Origin of the sequence: Epilithonimonas mollis (assembly GCF_900142325.1) — a bacterium.
GTDB lineage: Bacteria > Bacteroidota > Bacteroidia > Flavobacteriales > Weeksellaceae > Epilithonimonas > Epilithonimonas mollis.
This window is the reverse complement of sequence record NZ_FRAM01000003.1, coordinates 25,852-46,707: the sequence shown is the minus strand read 5'-3', so window position 1 is coordinate 46,707 and position 20,856 is coordinate 25,852. Positions and strand designations below refer to the sequence as shown.

20 protein-coding genes are annotated in these 20,856 nt (G+C 37.2%); 11 read left to right on the top strand and 9 right to left on the bottom strand.

The genetic code is table 11. The features are described 5' to 3' along the window. Window positions 1-73: 73 nt before the first annotated feature. The 5 genes from BUA97_RS12520 to BUA97_RS12500 all read left to right on the top strand — a co-directional run bounded on the left by BUA97_RS12520 (window position 74) and on the right by BUA97_RS12500 (window position 5,371). Window positions 74-1,069 carry a VWA domain-containing protein gene (locus BUA97_RS12520; RefSeq protein WP_394332930.1) on the top strand — a complete coding sequence of 332 codons (996 nt, stop codon included), beginning with the start codon at window positions 74-76 and terminating at the stop codon, window positions 1,067-1,069. A gap of 4 nt (window positions 1,070-1,073) precedes the next feature. Further along, a complete protein-coding gene (locus BUA97_RS12515; RefSeq protein WP_072998736.1) occupies window positions 1,074-2,081 on the top strand; it encodes a VWA domain-containing protein in 1,008 nt (335 codons plus the stop codon). Window positions 2,082-2,313: 232 nt separating this feature from the next. Next, window positions 2,314-3,033 (top strand): phosphoribosylaminoimidazolesuccinocarboxamide synthase, encoded by a 720-nt coding sequence (gene purC / locus BUA97_RS12510; protein WP_072998734.1) that lies wholly within the window; start codon window positions 2,314-2,316, stop codon window positions 3,031-3,033. Window positions 3,034-3,052: 19 nt separating this feature from the next. Continuing rightward, window positions 3,053-4,573, top strand: a complete 1,521-nt coding sequence (gene purF / locus BUA97_RS12505; protein WP_084081331.1) for an amidophosphoribosyltransferase — start codon at window positions 3,053-3,055, stop codon at window positions 4,571-4,573. Window positions 4,574-4,951: 378 nt separating this feature from the next. Next, a complete protein-coding gene (locus BUA97_RS12500) occupies window positions 4,952-5,371 on the top strand; it encodes a nucleoside-diphosphate kinase (RefSeq protein ID WP_072998732.1) in 420 nt (139 codons plus the stop codon). A 154-nt stretch (window positions 5,372-5,525) separates the two neighbouring features. Here the strand turns inward: BUA97_RS12500 and rpe are convergent, their stop codons facing one another. After that, window positions 5,526-6,176: a ribulose-phosphate 3-epimerase gene (rpe, locus tag BUA97_RS12495; protein WP_072998729.1), complete on the bottom strand. Its 651-nt coding sequence runs from the start codon at window positions 6,174-6,176 to the stop codon at window positions 5,526-5,528. 51 nt (window positions 6,177-6,227) lie between these two features. Then, a complete protein-coding gene (locus tag BUA97_RS12490) occupies window positions 6,228-7,304 on the bottom strand; it encodes a M42 family metallopeptidase (RefSeq protein WP_072998727.1) in 1,077 nt (358 codons plus the stop codon). A gap of 58 nt (window positions 7,305-7,362) precedes the next feature. Here BUA97_RS12490 and BUA97_RS12485 point away from each other — a divergent pair, with 58 nt between their 5' ends. Then, window positions 7,363-8,067 (top strand): DUF4294 domain-containing protein, encoded by a 705-nt coding sequence (locus tag BUA97_RS12485; protein WP_072999388.1) that lies wholly within the window; start codon window positions 7,363-7,365, stop codon window positions 8,065-8,067. A 38-nt stretch (window positions 8,068-8,105) separates the two neighbouring features. Here BUA97_RS12485 and BUA97_RS12480 read toward each other — a convergent pair whose 3' ends face one another. From BUA97_RS12480 to BUA97_RS12470, 3 genes are all read right to left on the bottom strand, one after another. Then, window positions 8,106-8,747, bottom strand: coding sequence for a LolA family protein (locus tag BUA97_RS12480; RefSeq protein ID WP_072998725.1), 642 nt, complete (start codon window positions 8,745-8,747; stop codon window positions 8,106-8,108). Window positions 8,748-8,892: 145 nt separating this feature from the next. Then, window positions 8,893-11,493 (bottom strand): T9SS-dependent M36 family metallopeptidase, encoded by a 2,601-nt coding sequence (locus BUA97_RS12475; protein WP_072998723.1) that lies wholly within the window; start codon window positions 11,491-11,493, stop codon window positions 8,893-8,895. A 137-nt stretch (window positions 11,494-11,630) separates the two neighbouring features. Then, window positions 11,631-11,921 carry a putative quinol monooxygenase gene (locus BUA97_RS12470; RefSeq protein ID WP_072998720.1) on the bottom strand — a complete coding sequence of 97 codons (291 nt, stop codon included), beginning with the start codon at window positions 11,919-11,921 and terminating at the stop codon, window positions 11,631-11,633. Window positions 11,922-12,046: 125 nt separating this feature from the next. On the opposite strand from BUA97_RS12470, the gene BUA97_RS12465 reads away from it, so the two are divergent. Continuing rightward, window positions 12,047-13,378 (top strand): dihydrolipoamide acetyltransferase family protein, encoded by a 1,332-nt coding sequence (locus BUA97_RS12465; RefSeq protein WP_072998718.1) that lies wholly within the window; start codon window positions 12,047-12,049, stop codon window positions 13,376-13,378. Between the two features lie 42 nt (window positions 13,379-13,420). Here BUA97_RS12465 and BUA97_RS12460 read toward each other — a convergent pair whose 3' ends face one another. Genes BUA97_RS12460 through prfB form a run of 3 tightly spaced genes read right to left on the bottom strand, consistent with a single transcriptional unit; the run spans window position 13,421 to window position 15,112 of the window. Further along, a complete protein-coding gene (locus BUA97_RS12460) occupies window positions 13,421-13,720 on the bottom strand; it encodes a type II toxin-antitoxin system RelE/ParE family toxin (RefSeq protein WP_072998716.1) in 300 nt (99 codons plus the stop codon). Beyond that, complete coding sequence (locus BUA97_RS12455; protein ID WP_072998714.1) at window positions 13,704-13,946, bottom strand: hypothetical protein; 243 nt, start codon at window positions 13,944-13,946, stop codon at window positions 13,704-13,706. The genes BUA97_RS12460 and BUA97_RS12455 overlap by 17 nt, the downstream gene beginning before the upstream one ends. A gap of 53 nt (window positions 13,947-13,999) precedes the next feature. After that, a complete protein-coding gene (gene prfB / locus BUA97_RS12450) occupies window positions 14,000-15,112 on the bottom strand; it encodes a peptide chain release factor 2 (RefSeq protein ID WP_072998712.1) in 1,113 nt (370 codons plus the stop codon). A 394-nt stretch (window positions 15,113-15,506) separates the two neighbouring features. Here prfB and BUA97_RS12445 point away from each other — a divergent pair, with 394 nt between their 5' ends. Genes BUA97_RS12445 through BUA97_RS12435 form a run of 3 tightly spaced genes read left to right on the top strand, consistent with a single transcriptional unit; the run spans window position 15,507 to window position 17,834 of the window. After that, a complete protein-coding gene (locus BUA97_RS12445) occupies window positions 15,507-16,067 on the top strand; it encodes an RNA polymerase sigma factor (protein ID WP_072998710.1) in 561 nt (186 codons plus the stop codon). After that, a complete protein-coding gene (locus tag BUA97_RS12440) occupies window positions 16,048-16,746 on the top strand; it encodes a hypothetical protein (RefSeq protein WP_072998707.1) in 699 nt (232 codons plus the stop codon). Before BUA97_RS12445 ends, BUA97_RS12440 begins: the two co-directional genes overlap by 20 nt. Window positions 16,747-16,754: 8 nt before the next feature. Beyond that, window positions 16,755-17,834: a porin family protein gene (locus BUA97_RS12435; RefSeq protein WP_072998705.1), complete on the top strand. Its 1,080-nt coding sequence runs from the start codon at window positions 16,755-16,757 to the stop codon at window positions 17,832-17,834. Between the two features lie 138 nt (window positions 17,835-17,972). On the opposite strand, the gene tyrS is transcribed toward BUA97_RS12435, so the two are convergent. Next, window positions 17,973-19,268, bottom strand: coding sequence for a tyrosine--tRNA ligase (tyrS, locus tag BUA97_RS12430; RefSeq protein WP_072998703.1), 1,296 nt, complete (start codon window positions 19,266-19,268; stop codon window positions 17,973-17,975). 90 nt (window positions 19,269-19,358) lie between these two features. Between tyrS and mnmE the strand changes: the two genes are divergently transcribed. Next, a complete protein-coding gene (mnmE, locus tag BUA97_RS12425) occupies window positions 19,359-20,744 on the top strand; it encodes a tRNA uridine-5-carboxymethylaminomethyl(34) synthesis GTPase MnmE (RefSeq protein WP_072998700.1) in 1,386 nt (461 codons plus the stop codon). Window positions 20,745-20,856: the final 112 nt, after the last annotated feature.

Here is a 20,856-nt window from a genome sequence, read left to right as displayed (position 1 = left end):
AAAAATAATGAACTCTGAACGTCCAATATTGTAACCTTAGGTAAAGCCTCTGGTGATTTAAAAATCATTAATAATTAACGTGAATTTCGAATTTTACAGTCCGTGGTTTTTATTGCTTTTTGTTATTTTCATTCCTTTATTAATAATGGATTATGGCAAGAAAAAAAGCAAAGGTATTGCTGTGTCGTCTGTCAGCAATATGAAACCAAGCGGGAATATTTCATTTGTAATGACTTTTCTGAAGGTTTCGAAATATTTTATCCTTACAGCATTGATTATTGCACTTGCAAGACCAAGGACTTATACGATTTCGCAGGACAGGGACGAGTCCAAAGGAATTGATATCATGCTTTCCGTAGACGTTTCGCTCAGTATGCTGGCAAAAGATCTGGATCCGGACAGGTTGGAAGCCCTAAAAAAAATTGCGATTGATTTCGTGAATAAAAGAGAAAATGACAGAATAGGCTTGGTTGCCTATTCTGGAGAAGCTTACACCAAAGTACCTTTAACAACTGATCATCAGGTTGTTGTCGATGAGCTGAATCAGCTTAATCCTTTAGAGCTGCAGCCGGGAACAGCAATAGGAGAAGGTTTATCTGTTGCAGTAAATCACCTTAAAAAAAGTAAGGCCAAAAGTAAAATCATTATTCTGATGACTGACGGCGTGAATACAGTTATCAATGCAATGCCGCCGCAGATCGCCGCAGAACTGGCAAAAAATAACGGGATAAAAGTCTATACTGTCGGGATTGGAAGTAATGGTTTTGCGGCTTTCCCGACAGGAACAAATATTTTTGGAGACATTGTTTTTACAGAACAGAAAACCGAAATAGATGAAAATACGCTGATAGATATTGCACAGCTAACGGGCGGAAAATATTTCCGGGCAACATCCAACAGCAGTTTACAGAATGTTTATGACGAGATCAATCAGCTGGAAAAGTCAGATGTTAAATCGTCTAAATTATATAATTATGAGGAGTATTTCAGAATTTTTCTTTGGATAGCCTTAGGGGTTTTATTGCTGGACGCATTATTGAGGTGGGTGATTTTTAAAATTTTGAATTAAGCCGATGAATTGGTATTTAGGAAATTACTGGTATCTGTTATTACTTATTTTGTTGCCTGTCATAGGCTACTTTATCATCCATTATATCCGTTGGAAAAACAAAAAAAGAAATCTTTTTGCGGAAAGTCGTTTTCAGGACGCTTTATTTGAGAAAACATCATCCTTTGCCAAGCTGTTTCCGGTTTTATATTTACTTGGATTTTTATTTCTGATATTTTCCATCATTGATCTTTTGGGCGGAAAAGAACAAATCAATGTGAAGCAGAATGTTAGCAGTACGATGTTCGTTCTCGATGTATCCAATTCTATGAATGCGCAGGATATCCAGCCAAGCCGCCTGGAAGAAGCAAAAAATATCATCATCAATTCGCTTCAGAAAATGACCAATGACCGGGTTGGGATCATCGTTTTTGCTGGAGATGCATATTCAGTCATGCCTTTATCCAGTGACTATTCTGCAGCAGAAAATTATCTTTTGGGAATCGAGACCAGTGTTGTTCAGAATCAGGGAACCGATTTTCTGAAACCGATTCAGATTGCAGCACAAAAATTTAAAAATATCACAAAAGGCTCGCGGAATATTGTATTGATCAGTGATGGAGAAGATAACGAAGGTCATGAGGATGAAGCTATCAATCTTGCCAGAAAAGAAGGCGTCAGAATTACAGCAATCGGTGTCGGAACAGAAGAAGGTGCTCCTATTCCGGAATATTATTTCGGACAACTAATGGGTTATAAATCCGATATGTATGGTGAAACTGTCGTTTCCAAACTTCAGACAAAGGCACTTCGCAATATCGCCTCTTCCACGGGCGGCAGTTATCTGGATGGCAACAATCTCGATAATACCATTAACAATCTTGTCGGCGAACTTCACAAAAATACAGGTTCAAGTTCCACGATCATCAGCTCCCAGTCCGCTGTGCATTATTACCAGTATTTCTTGTGCGCATCGATGTTCTTTTTCCTTTTGATTTATCTTTTCAACCCGAAAAAAGATTTCAATATTTAATTTTTGGGCAGCTTTATCCGCCCTCCGTTCCCGCTTTTTTCTGCCATTACAAAACGGGATGACATCCCATCACGTCATAAGAATTGCCCCATCAGAAAAAGAGCTCCACTCAGGTCGGGCTGCATGCAATTCATCGTACTAAAAGCATGCTCAATAGGATAATATTTTCCAAATTACATTTAATGTAAATTTTTCGTAAATTTGTACATAAATCTAACAGTAAAAAGTTTAAATGGAAAAGAAAGAAATGCTTTACGAAGGTAAAGCTAAACAGGTTTTCGCTACCGAAAAACCTGACGAAGTCGTTGTTCGTTATAAAGATGATGCAACAGCGTTCAACGCCCAGAAACGAGGTCAGTTTGATAGAAAAGGCGAACTGAACAACGCGATTTCTACACTTATATTTGGTTATCTTACAGAAAACGGAATTCCGACACATTTTATCGAAAAACTCAATGACAGAGAACAGCTTGTTAAAAAAGTGGAAATCATTCCGCTGGAAATGGTTGTTCGTAATTACGCTGCAGGAAGTATGGCTCAGAGATTAGGAGTTGAAGAAGGCACCAAATCTCCTGTTACTATTTTCGATATCTGTTACAAAAAAGATGAGTTGGGTGATCCTTTGATTAATGATTACCATGCTGTATTTTTAGGTGCTGCAACGTTCGATGAGCTGAAAGAGATGTATGCATTGACGGGCGAAATCAACGAGCTTCTGATTGCTTTGTTTGATAAAATGAATGTCATTCTTGTAGATTTTAAGATCGAATTAGGGAAAACTTCTGATGGACAAATTGTTTTAGCAGACGAGATTTCTCCCGACACTTGCAGACTTTGGGACAGGGATACAATGAAAAAGCTTGATAAAGACAGGTTCCGAAGAGATTTGGGAGAAATCACAGAAGCTTATGTTGAGATTTTTGACAGATTACAAACAGCATTAGAAAAATAGAATCCAAGAACAATTTAGAATGGATTTAGAATTTCAACAATACAGCACATTATCAAAATATGCTTTCCAGAACCGCTATCAGGAATTTGAAGCAACCAAACATCTTTCCAAAGAGAAATTAGGAACTTATCCTTTTGACAAAATGGAAGAGGAGTGCGGGATTTTCGGACTGCATTCTCCTGAAAATTTGGATACTTTTTCTTTGTCGCAGTTCGGCCTTTTTGCACTACAACATCGTGGTCAGGAAGCTTGCGGAATAGCTGTCGGGAACAAAGGGCGAATATTTTCTGTAAAAGATGAAGGCTTGGTTCTGGACGTTTTCAAAACAATAGAAGAGCCCGAGCAGTTTATGGGAAGTACCGTTATCGGGCACACAAGATATACAACTGCAGGTGACAAGAAAAAATATAATTTTCAGCCTTTTTTTGCAAAGAATGAATATGATCAGATCATCCTTTCAATTGCACATAACGGAAATCTCACCAACGCAAAACAGCTTAGAAAGGAACTGGAAGATGAAGGAGTGGTGTTCCGTGCGACATCTGATACCGAAGTTATCTTAAGGCTGATTCAGAAAAATCTGGACTTGGGACTGCGTGGAGCGATCAAAGCAACCATGGAAAAAATAGAAGGTGCCTATTCGGTTGTCGGGATTACGAGAAATAAGTTCTTTGCGTTCCGCGATTTTAATGGAATCCGGCCTTTGGTTTTAGGTGCTATTGACGAAAATACATTCGTTGTAGCTTCGGAAACATGTGCTTTGGATGGAGTAGGAGCACAATATGTCCGTGATATTCTTCCTGGTGAGATTGTTTACACAAGTGACAATGAAGAAGGTTTGCAATCCTACCTGGTTAGAGAAGATTGTGTCAATAAAATCTGTGCATTCGAGTATATTTATTTTGCAAGACCGGATTCTACTCTTGAAGGTATTAATGTTCACGAAGTAAGAGAGAAGTCGGGAATGAAGATTTGGGAACAGGCACCTGTAGATGCCGATATTGTGATAGGCGTTCCTGATTCCGGCGTTCCTGCTGCGATTGGGTTTTCCAAAGCTTCGGGCATACCTTTCAGACCGGTTTTGATCAAGAACAGGTATATCGGCAGATCATTCATTATTCCGTCTCAGGAGATGAGGGAACATTTTGTGAACCTGAAGCTCAATCCGATTATATCCGAAATGAAAGATAAAAGAGTGGTTATTATCGACGATTCTATCGTGAGAGGAACAACGTCAAAACGTCTGGTGAAGATTTTAAAAAATGCAGGTGTTAAGGAGATTCATTTTAGAAGTGTGTCACCACCGATTGTTGCCCCTTGCTTTTTGGGGATTGATACACCTACCAAAGACGATTTGATCTCAGCAAATATGACAAAAGATGAGTTGAAGGATTACCTTGCTGTCGATAGTCTGGAGTTTTTGAGTGTGGAAAATCTAATAGAGATTTTAGGTTCACCCAATCATTGCTTTGGATGTTTCACAGAGAAATATCCTGTCAATAATCCGGACGAATTGGCTTTTGTAGATCAGGGTGATTAGAATTCGGGCAGTTTTTCAGTCCTCCGTTCCCACTATCCGCCGCTGGCGGATGAGCTCCACTCAGGCCTGGCTGCTGCAATTCGCTGATTGAATTGTGTGACAAAAATCAAACTGATAAGAATCATTTATATAAAACCGCTGATACATTTTGTTTTGGCGGTTATTTATTAAAGTGATTTTCATAAATAAAAAAACCCCAACCGAAGTTGGGGTAAAAACTAATAACCATGAAAACTCAAATTAAACATGAGAATCGAAAATAATGATACAAATACTGTGCCAATAAAATTCGAATCTTTGAAAAAGAATTTTCTGTTGCAAACATAAGGAAAAATTATTGTAAATTTGCAACTCTTTAAAAAAAAATAAAATAAGAACATGTCAGGAAAAATCACATTTACCATGATCAAGCCAGATGCCGTTGCAGATGGACATATTGGTGCGATTCTTGGAAAAATCAGCGAAGCTGGTTTTAAAATTAAAGCGTTAAAATTAACTCAGCTGACCGAAGCTGATGCAAAAAAATTCTACGAAGTGCACTCAGAAAGACCTTTCTACGGCGAGTTGGTAGAATTCATGTCTTCCGGACCAATAGTGGCTGCTGTTCTTGAAAAGGATAATGCTGTGGATGATTTCAGAACTGTTATCGGTTCTACGAATCCGGCTGAAGCTGCTGAAGGAACTATCAGAAAGCTATTTGCAAGAAGCATCGGTGAAAATGCAGTCCATGGTTCTGACTCTGATGAGAATGCGCTTATCGAAGCCCAATTCCATTTTTCTGGCAGAGAGATTTTCTAATTTCTCCTGAAAATATAAAACAGGCTATCATTTTTTGATAGCCTGTTTTTTTTATTTATGAATAGCCCCGATAGCAGCGGCATCCTTTTTTTGCGATGGACAATGCCTGGCAAAAAAGATACAGCGGATAGCGGGATAAGCTCCTTGGAAAAATTTAAATCTTCAGAAGTTCAATCGTCCTTTCAGGGCTGACGGAAGAGAAAACTGCATTTCCGGCTACTAAAATATCTGCTCCAGCTTCGAATAGTTTTGATGCGTTGTCCAGATTTACGCCACCATCAATTTCTATTAATGCCGTGGAGTTGTTACTCAAGATCAAATCTTTGGTTTCTTTGATTTTTTTATAAGTGTTTTCAATAAATTTCTGACCTCCGAATCCCGGGTTGACACTCATCAACAGAACCAAATCTACGTCTGCAATGATATCTTCCAGCATCAGAACAGGAGTTGAAGGATTAAGGACTACTCCTGCTTTTGCACCTTTGCTCTGGATCAGATGAATGGTTCTGTGAAGGTGGGTGCAGGTTTCGAAATGGACAGAAATCAAATCGGCTCCAAACTCAATGAATTCTTCAACATATTTTTCCGGTTCCAGAATCATCAGGTGAACATCGACAAATTTTTTGGCGTGCTCCTGAACGGTTTTCATCACGGGAAATCCGAAAGAGATATTAGGCACAAAGCGTCCATCCATCACATCGACATGGATCCAGTCTGCCTGGGAATTGTTGAGCATCTCTATATCTCTCTGCAGATTTCCAAAATCTGCGGAAAGTAGTGAAGGTGCTATGAGTTTGTTTTTCATTTTATTAGATTAGGATTTAGATGCTGTTAACTGAGCCTGAATTCCAGAGATTTAATGATATTTCAATTTCATTGCAGGCTGAATTTTCAAAAGACTTTCGTAGATCAATCTGATAACGTTTGAGACGTCTTCTTTTGAAACAATTTCTACTGTGGTATGCATATAACGCAAAGGTAGCGAAATCAATGCGCTCGGAACGCCGCCGTTAGAATGTGCAAATGCATCTGTATCGGTTCCGGTTGCCCTGCTTGCTGCAGCCCTTTGGAAAGGGATTTCTTTTTCTTTTGCGGTATCAATTATCAATTCGCGAATGGTGTGATGAACACTTGGTGCAAAAAACACAACCGGTCCATCGCCGCATTTTTGGTCGCCTTCTTTTTTCTTTTCAATCATTGGTGTTGTAGTGTCGTGTGTCACATCTGTCACAATGGCAATGTTAGGCTTTATGGTGTCAGCAATCATGTCAGCGCCATAAAGTCCGACTTCTTCCTGAACGGAATTGGTAATGTACAATCCAAAAGGCAATTCTTTCTTGTTTTCTTTCAAGAGTCTTGCAACCTCTGCAATCATAAATCCGCCAATTCTGTTGTCCAAAGCCCGGCAAACGAAATATCTGCTATTCAGTTCGAAAAACTCATCAGGATAAGTAATCATACAACCAACAAAAATTCCCAATTCTTCGACCTCTTTTTTTGAATTGGCACCACAGTCGATGAAGATGTTATCAATTTTTGGAGTCGGTTCATTTTGATTGGTACTTCTGGTGTGAATGGCCGGCCACCCGAAAACGCCTTTTACAATCCCTTTTTCGCCGTGGATATTCACGACTTTTGAAGGAGCTATAGTTTGATCCGAGCCACCGTTTCTGATAACATAGATCAGACCATCATCCGTGATATAGTTGACATACCAGCTAATCTCGTCCGCATGAGCTTCTATAACTACTTTGAAGTCTGCGTCCGGATTGATGATTCCGTAAGCTGTTCCGTAGTTGTCAACTTCAATTTTATCGACATAAGGTTTGATATAATCCATCCAGACTTTTTGTCCGTTGTGTTCATAACCTGTAGGTGAAGCAGTATTGAGATATTCTGCCAGGAATTTAATTGATTTCTTTTCGAATTTCATGACGAAAGGGAATGATTTTTGATATTAAATATCGTTAGTATTTATGGAGGTAAAAGTAATGAATTTTGGCAAATTGTTTCCGTTTCTTTGTATGTTTATTGGCATATTTTGTTTCTCGCAGCAGGATACTTTAAAGGTGAATTCTTTTGACGATATTCCAAAGAGCAGACTGAAAAAAGATGAGTATGGAAATGAATATTATTACGACGAAGTCCAAAAGGCAAAAATCTATAAAATAAATGGCGAACAGGTCATCGTTTTGGACGAATTGACGCTGAGAGCAAATCCACACTTCAACAATCAACTGGACAGGAATTTTTATTTTTTCCTGAATAAAAAACTTAACCGAGTTTATCCACTTTTTCTGGATGCTTTGGAACAATACAGAAATATACAAAAAGAAAGTGCGAATCTGAAAAGCTCCGACCGCAACCGATATATCAAGCAAAGACAAACTGAACTGGCTGCCAGCTATGAAAATCAATTGCGTGAACTAACGACAACCGAAGGTCAGATTTTCGCCAAGTTAATGAACAGAGCTACCGGAAAAACAGTTTACGAAATCATTAAAGAACTAAGAGGCGGATGGAGTGCCTTTTGGTGGAATGTAAAGGGGAATATAGCAGATGTAAGTCTGAAGACACCTTATGATCCGCATAGATTCAGGGATGATCTTTTTATAGAATCGCTGTTGCAGTCTAACTGGAATCTGGGTTATCTCCAGCCTTATCCGGGTGCCAATGATTATAAAGTAGAGAAATAAAAAAGCATTACAATCTAATTTGTAATGCTTTTTTTATTTTATAATTCAGTTATCAGATAATTTTGATATTTGGATTTGTCAAAGCTAAAAACTGAGGGTGATAATGGCTGATTTTCTTTATAGTTACTTATATTGATCACTGCCAAATCATTGTTGCTGGAAACTTGTTCGAGTTTGATCAGTTTTTTCTGTGGCGTATTGATATACAAGATGACATTTTTCAATCCATTATTTTTAACAGGAGTCATTTTGATAATATCAACAGGAATTCCGCTAATGGTCTTTTTTCCTGAATACGATACATTGTAATCTTTTTTATAAGAATCCAGATAACTTAATGGGGAAAAGTGCATCTGATTATCATTAGGTTTTGAAACTGTCACTTCTTTATCTTCATCATTGATATTATAGACTTTGTTACCATCAAAGATCTGTTCTATACCCATTATTTTAAGTTTATATCTGGTATTGTCAGAATAGAAGATCCCCGTTTGTGTCTGTGATGACTTTCCATTACCTGTTGTATATGAAAATTTGAAATAAGAATTTTTTTTGCTCTTATAATTTCTGGTTATATCATCCAGTATGGTCTTCGATTTGTTATCGATGGTTTGAGCATGCGCAAAAAAACTGCTGCCCATAAAAGTTAAAGCCAAAACTGTCTTTAAAAAATTTTTCATTTACTTATTAATTAAATTTGAAACAAAGTTAGTTTTTCAATATTGATGCCAATATTCTGAAATAATAAAATTTTGTTAAGTTTTGACACAACAAAAAAACCTTTTCACTAAGGAAAAGGTTTGAATATATAGTAATTATTATGGCTTATTCTACAATTAATTTCTCAGCATTAGATTTTCCGTTTTCGCTCATTACAACCAGATAAGTTCCTTTTATCAATCCTTTTGTAGAGATAGGCTCGGAGCTGTTTTTCTTTCTTTCAAAAGATTTGATAAGTTTTCCGTTCATATCCAGTATTTCAATCTTAATGGTAGCATTGCCAACTGTCGGAGCTGTCTTTATGAAAAATTCTCCTTTTGCAGGATTTGGATATATCCCGAATTTTTTATTTGCAGCTATATCTTCTGTAGCAAGAACACACCCGTCAGGAACATCGAATCCATTCACTTGGTCCGTGATGCTGGAATTGCTTCCTGCAGAAGCATTGACTCCCAATCCTCTCTTTGCAAATACATTCCAGATCAGGCAATTGTCAGCACCACCTTTCAATTGGTCTGCTTGTAGTATAGCATCTCTTCCGGAAATGAAGTTCGGATTACAAGGCTGTAATTTTAAACCATCCATTACCAGTTGTAATGTTTTTGCACTTCCTGAGTTAGGATCAGCGGTTACATCAGAATTATAGCCATATTTTTCTGCCATTTTCCAATGAAGATCCCAAAGCATTGTTGCCCAGATCTCTCCAATAGCATGCTGTTGCCCTCCTGTAAGATTTGTATCTGCATATGTGTGAGGATTCACAGTCATATCAGTAGTATATTTATATTGTCTGATACCATTGGCTGTGGTTGGTGAATTGGTAGAGTAGGTTCCGATTCCTCTTGCTGTAGTTGCTGTAGCTCCTGGAGCGTTAGTCAGCATTAAAGCAAAGAAATCTGACCATCCTTCGCCCATCTGTTCGATGCTTGTAAGACAGCTGTAACCCTGTCCTGTCAGTCTGTTGGAAATCCCGTGTCCATATTCGTGGATCATAACGCCATTGTCAAAACTGGAGTTTTTGTAACCAACAGCAAGATCTTTCAGGTTAACATTCACAGTTCTCCCTGCGGTTAGTTCTGCAGTAATGAAATCTCCCTCATCTTTAGGAAGCATTATGGTCGGGATAGTTACATTAGTTACATTGTTAATGTTTATATCGCTAACGGTATTGGAGTTGGTTCTATGCACGATCATTCCTATTGCACCGGCATCCTGAACAGTTTTTGCTTTGATATTATAAGCGCAGCTAGTTGTATTCACTAAAGCTATTTTGCCAGTAAGGCTACCAGATGCCAGTGCTGTGCAACCAGTTGCTACAGAAGGGATTACCACATCTCCCGTTACACCGGTTTCCATAAGCGGTCTTCCGAAATTAGAAACTCCGGTATTAACGCCGGGTCTTGTAGCCAAAACAGGATCTGTATAAAATAATCTTTTCTTCAAAGGAACGCTGTAGTTCCAAAGATACATCTGCATTCTTGGAGCCTGTACGATCCAGTTTCCTACACCGTTCAGAATTTCCTGACCGGATGCGAAATTTGCATTATTATAACCGCTGCCATCAAAAGCTTCTGCCCGCACAGCATCACCCTGACCTCCGCCTTTTCCAAAGTTATTGGACTGGAAGTTTCTGCTGCTTTCTGTGAAACCGAATTTATACATTATATCATGTACCATATTATTGGCATAGAACAGATTGGTAACCGCAGAACTTCTGTTATCATAAGCACTAAGGCTTGGTGATTCTACAAATGGAAAATCAAAAGTAAGAGATCCTGTAGTTGTACTTTCCGGTGAAAACCCATTAATGTTATTGCTGGCATTGTTATCAACATAAGCAAAAACGTTGTTTCCTCTTGTATCTGTATAGTTGGTTGTTCCGTTAGAATGCCAACCTTCCGGGGATACTGTAAGATCCCACGGATTGGTTACCAGACTTCTTGGGCCAAATGTTGCTGCTTCCAATGGGAACGGGAATACATTGTAAGTCGCATCTGTAGCGGCTTTAACTTGGTTTTCGCTATTTGAAGGCGAAGAATTAAAATGATTCAGCAGATGTTCATTGTTTTCTGCAAGAGATGGGTGATCTGATGCATGATCCGGATGGAAAGAGCATTCGTTGATCATACTGTTGTTTTCCAGAACTTCACCTGTTGTCAAACTAACCAATGTAGAAAAATACTTATTTTCTTTGCTTTGGTTAATGAAAAACAACTGTGCTGGAATTAAAGTATTATTTTTCTCAAAATAAAAACGAAGGCTGGCAACTTTATTATCAGGAAGATTGATAAGATCTCCACTGTTTTCATCCATTACCTCAAAGCCTTGACCGGCAATATTAAGGTGTCTCAATGCGGATGATAAAGCTTCTGACTTGTCAACTTTGTCTGAAATAATATTATTACCATTGACCTGAATGAAGTTGTTATTGAAAGAAATAACTTTTCCTTCTCTTACAACAGCTTTTGCCAAAGACCGGTAAATTGGTGTATTGTTATAATATTGTTGAATGTTTACAATATCCGATTTAAGACTCTTGGACTTATCTTCATTTTGGATTCTGAAATCCACATTAGAATTGCTGCGGAAAGCAACATCATTCTTAATATGGTCTCTGATAATTATTTCATTTGATTGTGCGTTCAGGCTGGCAAACAAAAAGAAAACGCCTACACCTGCACATCTAGTGAGTTGATTTAGTTTCATATATAACTTTATTAGTAAATTAAAATATCATTAGCAAAAATATTAATTTTTTTCCTTTTTAATGAATTAAATCCAAACAAATTTCTAATTTTTGGGTTTTCAATAAAAATTTAACTATTATATTGACAATTATTGAATTAGAATAATCTGTTGCCGATATAGACAATGTTAGGCTTTTCCAAAAAAGAACTGATATTCTCCCGGAAATTAATCATGTGATCAGAAACCTGATGCTGCTGCAGGTTGTCATTGGAGTCCCAAGTTTCATGGATGAAAAATACACCTTTATTTCTGCTATCTTCATGAAGGTCATATTGTATGCAGCCTGATTCCTTTCGGGTTTCTATAACCAGTTTCTTTAATATTTCTATAGCATCCATTATTGCATTTTCTTTGATATGGATAATTGCACTGAGATAAATATTCATTGTAAGATTCTAAAAATTTTGATTCTCAAATGTATGAAAAAATGGATGTTGCAAGTTTTAAAAAATAGAATTATATAATTAATAAAAAAAAATGTATTTTTGGAAAAATTCAAAAAAGCAAAAAAATGGCAGAATATCAACTATTGCTCCCGAGTATGGGCGAGGGAGTTATGGAAGCAACAATTATCAGCTGGCTGTTTAATGAAGGTGATTTTATAAAGGAGGACGAATCTGTGGTAGAAATTGCAACAGACAAGGTAGATTCCGATGTTCCGACACCGGTCTCCGGAAAAATCATTAAAATTCTTAAAAATAAAGATGAGGTTGCAAAAATAGGTGAAGTCATTGCGATTTTGGAAACAGAAGGCGGTACTCAGGATTCAGAAGTACCAGAACCAAAATCTTACGAAGAAGTTGAAGACCAGATTCACAAGCCTGAGCCGGAAGTTATAAATACTTTGGAACAACCATTGAGAAATTATTCTGATAATTCATTGAGCAATCAAAGTTCTGATTTGTATCTTTCTCCTTTGGTAAAATCTGTTGTTCAGCAGGAAAATATCTCTGAATCTGAACTTAAAACCATAAAAGGAAGCGGATTAGAAGGCAGAATTACCAAAGAAGATATTCTTGGATTTGTGAAAAACAGAGGTGTAGTTCAATCCGCTCCAGTTCAGCAGACTATTTCTCAACCGGTTTCTGAAGTCAAAACTCAGCCAGCTCCAGCTCAGCCAATCAGCATTAATGATAGTGACGAAATTATCCAAATGGACAGAGTTCGTAAAATCATTGCGGATGCGATGGTTAACAGCAAACATACTTCGCCACACGTAACGTCATTTATAGAAACTGATGTTACAAATGTTGTGACCTGGAGAAATGCCAACAAAAATTCTTACCAGAAAAGAGATGGCGAGAAGTTGACTTTTATGCCGATTTTCATCAGAGCGGTTGTAAAAGCAATTCAGGATTTTCCAATGATCAATGTGTCTGTGGATGGCGATAAAATCATCAAGAAGAAAAATATTAATATCGGAATGGCAACAGCTCTTCCGGATGGGAATCTGATTGTTCCTGTGATTAAAAATGCAGACCAGTTGAGCTTATCAGGATTGGCAAAAGCAATCAATGATTTGGCTTACAGAGCAAGAAATAAAAAACTGACGCCGGCTGATACGCAAGGTGCAACTTACACGATTTCCAATGTCGGAACTTTTGGAAACCTGATGGGAACACCGATTATTCCTCAGCCTCAGGTGGCGATTTTGGCGGTTGGAGCCATTGTGAAAAAACCTGCAGTTATCGAAACGGAATTTGGAGATGTGATTGCCATTCGTCAAAAGATGTTTATGTCACATTCTTACGACCATAGAGTAGTAGACGGAAGTTTAGGCGGAATGTTTCTGAAACACGTCAATGATTATCTTGAAAATTGGGATCTGAATACGGAAATATAAAAGCAAAGCCTCAGAATTTTCTGAGGCTTTTTTATTTTAAAATTATAATTTCTTTTTATCTGGGGATTGTCTGTTTGAGAAGAATGATAAAATTTCAATTTTATTATTCATAACTCTATAATATAAAGTGTTAAATTTTAAGATTACGGCTTTTCTAGTTTGTAATTTATCAGAATTAGGAAAAATATTTGGATTTTGTGATATGATTGATGTAATCCTTTCAATTTCATCGCCCAAAATGTCAATTTCCTTTTGAGAAAACTCTCTTTCAAGATATCCAACGGTTTCAGAAAGCTCTTCCAAAGCTAAATCAGTCCAAAGAATTTCAAATCCTTTTTCCATAAATTTCTCTCGCTTTAGAATGTGGATTTAGCCTTCCAGCGTCTGCTTGTTCGATTCCCTTTTCAATAGATTTTCTTTCAGCATCCGAAATTAGATCTGCCCAGTCTTTTTTGTTTTCACGAGAAATGAACTCAGAAATTTTTTCCAGAAAATTCAAATCCTCAATAGTTGATAACCATTGAATTAACTCTAATTTTTTATTTTGTATTTGTAAATCCGTGTCCATTGTAAATCTTTTATCAAATTTAAAAATAAAAATTCAAATTTGTTTGAGCTTTTCTACAAATCATCCAGCTCATCCGCAGAACCTTGTCCTTCATTCATCAGATAAGCTTTCAGGAAAGGAGTTAGATTGCCGTTCATTACTCCATCGACATCAGAGGTTTCATATCCTGAGCGCACATCTTTTACCAATTTATAAGGATGCATCACATAATTTCGGATTTGAGAACCCCATTCGATTTTCATTTTGCCGGCTTCGATTTCGTTTCTGGCTTTCATACGTTCTTCGAGTTCAATTTCATAAAGTCGGGAACGCAAAAGTTGCATTGCCTTTTCTTTATTTTGAAGCTGAGAACGTGATTCCGAGTTTTCAATGATAATTCCTGTTGGTGCGTGACGAAGACGAACAGCCGTTTCAACTTTATTGACGTTTTGTCCACCAGCTCCGGAACTTCGCATCGTTTCAAAACTGATGTCGGCAGGATTGATATTGATTTCAATCGTGTCATCAACCAAAGGATAAACATAAACCGAAACGAAACTTGTGTGACGTTTGGCATTACTGTCAAACGGCGAAATCCTCACCAATCTGTGAACGCCATTTTCACCTTTCAGGTAACCGAAAGCAAATTCACCTTCGATTTCTAAGGTTACAGTTTTTACGCCAGCAACATCACCTTCCTGGAAATTCAGTTCACGGATTTTGTAGCCTTGTTTGTCTGCCCACATTGTGTACATCCGCATCAGCATACTTGCCCAGTCGCAAGATTCTGTCCCGCCGGCGCCAGCTGTGATCTGAAGAACGGCAGACAACTCATCACCTTCGTTGGAAAGCATATTTTTGAATTCCAGATTTTCGACTTTTTCAACTAATTCCGGGAAAGTTTCATCCAGTTCTTTTTCAGAATCCGGGTCTTCTTTTGCAAATTCTAAAAGAACCTGTAAATCTTCGAATTGAGAATTGATTTCCTCATAACTTTCCACCCATTTTTTCTTGGAACGGAGTTGTTTCAGGAACACTTCGGCTTCTTTTGGTTTTTCCCAGAATTCCGGAGCTGCGGTTTTCTCATCATCGTTAGCTATTTCGATTTTCTTTTTTTCGATGCCCAGGAATTTGTGAAGGTCTTCTATTCTGGATTGTATATCTTTTATTTGGTCTGTGTTTACCACGTTTGTTTTGATTTTTGCAAAAGTAAGGAGAAAATTGTGAATACTGTCGATTAATGATTGGAATGAGAATTAAAGGCAAAGCCCCAAAGATTTTTTTATCTAATTGAAATATTTTTAGGTTCACAAAGGCGCTTCGCTCAGCGAGGAATTATTTTTTATATCATATTTTGAAGCTACGTGTTATGGATTGAAAACTTTATTTTTATGACGAGACCCGCAATAGGGATAGTAGTGGAAATCCTTTCCATACTAAAGTAAAATGTATAAAGTAAAATGTAAAAAGTATTTGAAATTTATTGGTTGATAATCAGTTGTTTGTAAATTAATTTTAAATTGTTATGAAAATTGAGGCAACCATTTCGGAATTTTGCCGTCTTATAGTCAGAAAGAGAAAATGAAATCAGATTTACAACATATCTTTTCCAAAGCAAAGAAAAATGACCGGCTGGCTCAGAAGAGTCTGTTCGAGATGTTTTCGGGGAAAATGTTGTCGGTTGCCAATTCTTACATCAGTAATCGGGATGATGCGGAAGATGTTCTGATGAACGCTTTCTATAAAGCATTTACGAAGCTGGAGGATTGTAAGAATTATGAGTCATTTCCGTTTTGGCTAAGAAAGATTGTAGTGAATGATGCTATTAGTTTTATCCGGACAAACAAACATATTTTGTATGCCGAAACTGAATTTACGGATTCGATGGCAGAACAGATTGATGATGTTGATGAACTTTCTAAAGACATTGATTTGGATGTGATTTTCAAGGAAATGCCGATTGGTTACAAACTGGTTTTCAATCTATCGGTTTTTGAGGAAAAGAAACATCTGGAGATTGCAGAGATTCTGAATGTCTCCGAAGGAACCAGTAAAAGCCAGCTAAGCAAAGCTAAAAAATGGCTTCATGATTTTTTTAATCAACAACAAAACATCAAACAAAATGCAGAATCTGAAATCTAAATACGAACAAGAGGAAATGAAAGTTTCCGACGGTCTTTGGGAAAGATTGGAAGAAAAACTTGACCAGGTTCCTGCGAAAAAGAGACAGCCAAAAATGATTTGGTTACGGTACGTTGCTGTTGCAATTTTGATTTTAAATTTCAGCGGTGTTTCTTGGTTAAACAATATTGAAAACCAGGTTAAAAATAGTCGAGAATTCAAATTTAGAACTGAGAACCAAATCTTCACAGCAAAAGAAAAAGCGGCTTACGAAGATGAGGTAGAAAAATCTCTTTTGACAAACAGTTCTAAAATCAAAACTCAAAAAAAGGAATTTAAAAATGAAAATTCTTCGACGCCGTTCAGAATGACAAATTCAGTAAAAAAAGAAAGTTCAGTTTCAAATCAAATTGCCGAAAAAGAATCCATTATAAAAAAAGAAGCGCTGCAAATCACTCCTAAACCTGAAGAGAAATTAGCTCAAAATGATATCATTATTCCAAAACAAAAAGTAAAATATATCTCATCATCGGATTTACTTTTCGGAGTAGAAATAGATAAAGCGAAAGCTGAGACGCCAAAGTCATCAATGGGAATCAATGTGCCGAAAATTAAAAACGAGTCCGATTTTCCCAGCCCGAAACGTGTTAAACTCTTCGGAATCACGCTCTACGAAAAAGATTCTGTAAATACTAAATAATTTAAACTATGAATATTAAAATTTTACTCCTGGCATTGCTTTCCGGCTTTGCTACTGCACAAACTACGCTTGATAATCAGATGAAATCTTACACGGAGAAAGTGAATGAGATCGTCTCTACAGAAAAAGCAAATATGAAATCCGAAACCGATAAAATCGATGATGCTTTCAGCTCCGGAAATATAACGAAAGCAGAACAGATTGCGCAGAAAGAAACGGTCGCTAAAAAATACGAGACAATCATCAATGACAAAATTGAGAGTGAACGTCAACATTTAGATGATATTACAAAAACCGCGGTGACCAACTCGGTTTACAATACAAAGCAAGATACCTTGAGAAATAAAGATGTTTTCGTTTTCAGTACTAAAGGTTTATCCATTAGAAAAAGTGGTAAATCCACTCCTGAGCAATATCTGAAAAGCAGTACGCTGAGCGTTGGATATGCATTCACAAATCTTACCAGAGATAAAGGCAGCTTTAATCCTTTTGAAAACGATTCTGAGATGAGAATCGGGAACTCGCACAGTGTTGAAGTGCAGTTCAGAACGGATCGTCAATTAGGCGGATTCACCAGTCCATGGTTCATCAGATACGGATTGGCTTACAGAACCGACACTTATATGCCGAAACGTCCGCAGGTTTTTATTCAGGATAATTCGCACTTATATCTGCAAGATTTTGCGGAAGGGCGACTAAAACGTTCTAAACTTCGAAATGTTTATTTGACTTTGCCAATTGAATTTCAGCTTTATCTCAATCCTAAATATACGGAATATGATGGCAAACAATATCTGGATGTAAAGAAAAAGATGTGGAAAGTAGGCGTAGGAGCTTATGCCGGAATCAATACCAGAAGCATTGTTAAGGTGAAATATTATAATGAAAATGACAAATTCAGAAAGTATGACTATACTTTGGATGACGGGGTGAATACATTTTTGTTTGGTGGAAAATTCAGTCTGGGTTATGGCGGTGTGAACTTATTTATCAAAAAAGATTTCACTTCCATCTTTAATGATAAAGCTGACTTACCGAGTAAGAACGGAATCCAGTTCGGTATCGAAATCGCAAATATTGATTTTTAAAACTATAAATTTTCATAGAACATTCTTATTATTATTTTCTTATTTAAAGGCATATCTTGAAAAAGATGTGTCTTTTTTATTTTAAATAAAAACTCCGACGTTTAGCCGGAGTTTTTTATTCTAATCACAATATCGTTTTTAAACTGTTTTTACAATAAAGTAATTCTTTTTACCCTTCTGAAGCAGAAGAAATTTACCGTCAATCAAGTCATTTTCGGAAACTGAAAAGTCTTCTCCTACCTTTGTTTTATTTACGGATATTGCATTTCCTGTCAGCTCTCTTTTGGCTTCTCCTTTAGATTTCAGAAAGCCTGATTTTTCTGAGATCAGATCTACGATATTGCTTCCGATGACTTCTTCTTTGGATAATTCCTTCTGAGGAACACCATCAAAAACCTGCAGGAACAATTCTTCATCCAGGCTTACAAGATCTTCTGCTGTGGATTGGCCGAAAAGAATCTGGGAAGCTTTCAGTGCTTTTTCATATTCTTCTTTTCCGTGTACCCAGATTGTCACTTCTTCTGCCAGTTTTTTCTGAAGCTTTCTTTCGTGAGCTGCAGTTTTATGATCCTGAACCAAAGCTTCGATCTCTTCTTTTTTCAGGAACGTATAGAATTTTATAAATCTTTCCGCATCATCATCCGTTGCATTCAGCCAAAACTGGTAGAATTTGTATGGAGAGGTTTTCTTTGCATCGAGCCAATAATTTTCGCCGCTTTCTGACTTTCCGAATTTGGATCCGTCAGCTTTTGTGATCAGGGGAACTGTCAAAGCATAAGCTTCACCCTGTACTTTTCTACGGATCAATTCTGTTCCTGTGGTGATATTTCCCCATTGATCAGATCCGCCCATCTGGAGTTTCACGCCTTCGTTCTGGTACAGATGAAGATAGTCGTAGCCTTGTAAAAGTTGGTAAGTGAACTCTGTAAAGCTCATTCCATCTACACCGGAATCTCCTGAGAAACGTTTTTTTACCGAATCTTTTGCCATCATATAGTTCACGGTAATGTGCTTGCCGATATTTTTTGCAAAATCGAGAAACGTAAAGTCCTTCATCCAGTCATAGTTATTAACCAGGACAGCTTTGTTTTCACCATCACCATCGAATCTTAGGAATCTTGACAATTGATTTTTAAGACAATCAACATAATAGAGTAGAGTTTCTTCACTCAAAAGATTACGTTCCGCAGATTTTCCGGAAGGATCACCAATCATTCCCGTTGCACCTCCGACCAAAGCAATCGGCTGATGGCCGTGCTGTTGAAAATGCGCCAGGATCTTGATCTGGATAAGGCTTCCGATATGCAAAGAATCCGCTGTTGGGTCAAACCCGATGTAAGCTTTTGTCATTTCTTTATCCAGTTGTTCCTCCGTTCCCGGTGTCATATCAGAAAAAAGTCCGCGCCATTTTAGCTCTTCGATAAATGCATTCATTGTCTTAATAAATTTCGTGCAAAGATAAGAATAAGTTTGGCTTAGATTCATATTGTTAGTTATACTAAATCAAAATCGTAATTTTGTAAAATGAATCACGACACTATCTGCGCACTGGCAACAGCCAACGGAATCGGAGCAATTGGAATCATTAGAGTTTCCGGAAATGGATCTTTCAAAATTGTCAATAGAATTTTTGAAGGGAAAAATCTGGAAAAGGTGGAATCTCACACTGTTCATTATGGTTTTATCAAAGATGAAAATGAGACGATTGATGAAGTGATGATTTCAGTTTTTCATGCTCCGAAGACTTTTACGACGGAAAATTCTGTTGAGATCTCTTTCCACGGTTCGCCTTATATCGGGAAAAAAATTCTTGAAGCCCTGATTAATAATGGTGCGAGAATGGCGAAAGCCGGAGAGTTTACGATGCGCGCGTTTATGAATGGCAGAATCGATCTATCACAAGCTGAGTCCATAGCGGACCTAATTGCATCTGAAAATGAAGCTTCCCGAAAAGTAGCTTTGAATCAATTAAAAGGTGGGATTTCGAATGAGATTTCATTCTTAAGAAATGATTTGTTGAATTTCACATCTTTAATTGAGTTGGAACTTGATTTTGCAGAAGAGGATGTGGAGTTTGCAGACCGAACGGCATTGACATCATTATTAAAAAAAATTGAAGATAAATTAATTTCACTGATTGATAGTTTCCAGTACGGAAATGCTATCAAAAACGGAACAGCAGTCGCAATTATTGGAAAACCAAATGCGGGAAAATCTACATTGCTGAATGCCTTATTGAAAGAAGAAAGAGCAATTGTCAGCAATATTGCCGGAACTACAAGAGATACGATTGAAGAAGTGCTTCACATCAAGGGACACGCATTTCGGTTAATTGACACTGCAGGTCTTAGAGAAACGGCGGACGAAATTGAAGCGATTGGTGTAAAAAAAGCTAGGGAAAAAGTTGAAAATGCTGAGATTCTGGTTTATCTGGCTGACGCAGGAACAGAAGATTTCTCAGAAGATATCGAGATGATAAAATCTTTACTAAGAGACGATTTAAAACTGATTATATGCGCCACAAAAATTGACGAGGTAATTCCGACTCAATATGAAAAGTTAGAGCAGATTTTCAGAAATGGTATCTCAACTGATTTTGATTTTATTAAAATTTCGGCGGTTGAAAATAAGAATATTCAGGATCTTAAAAACGAATTGTCTTCTTATGTAGAACATCTGAAATCCGAAGAAGGCAATGTTGTGATCACCAACCAACGTCATTATGAGGCTTTGCAGAAATCGCTGAATTCGGTCAAAAGAGTAGAAGATGCTGTAAGATCACAGATTACAACAGAACTTCTGGCTTATGAACTTCGTAACGCGTTGGAATATCTTGGTGAGATTTCCGGTGAATTTACGAATGATGAAGTGCTTGGAAATATTTTCAGTAAGTTTTGTATCGGGAAATAATTTAGCTTTTCTTTGGTTTCTTTTTCTTTCTTTTATTTGATTATCAATTATTTATAAAAATTTTACTTTCTCTTTTTGGAGTTTATTTATATATTTGTACTACTTCTGTACC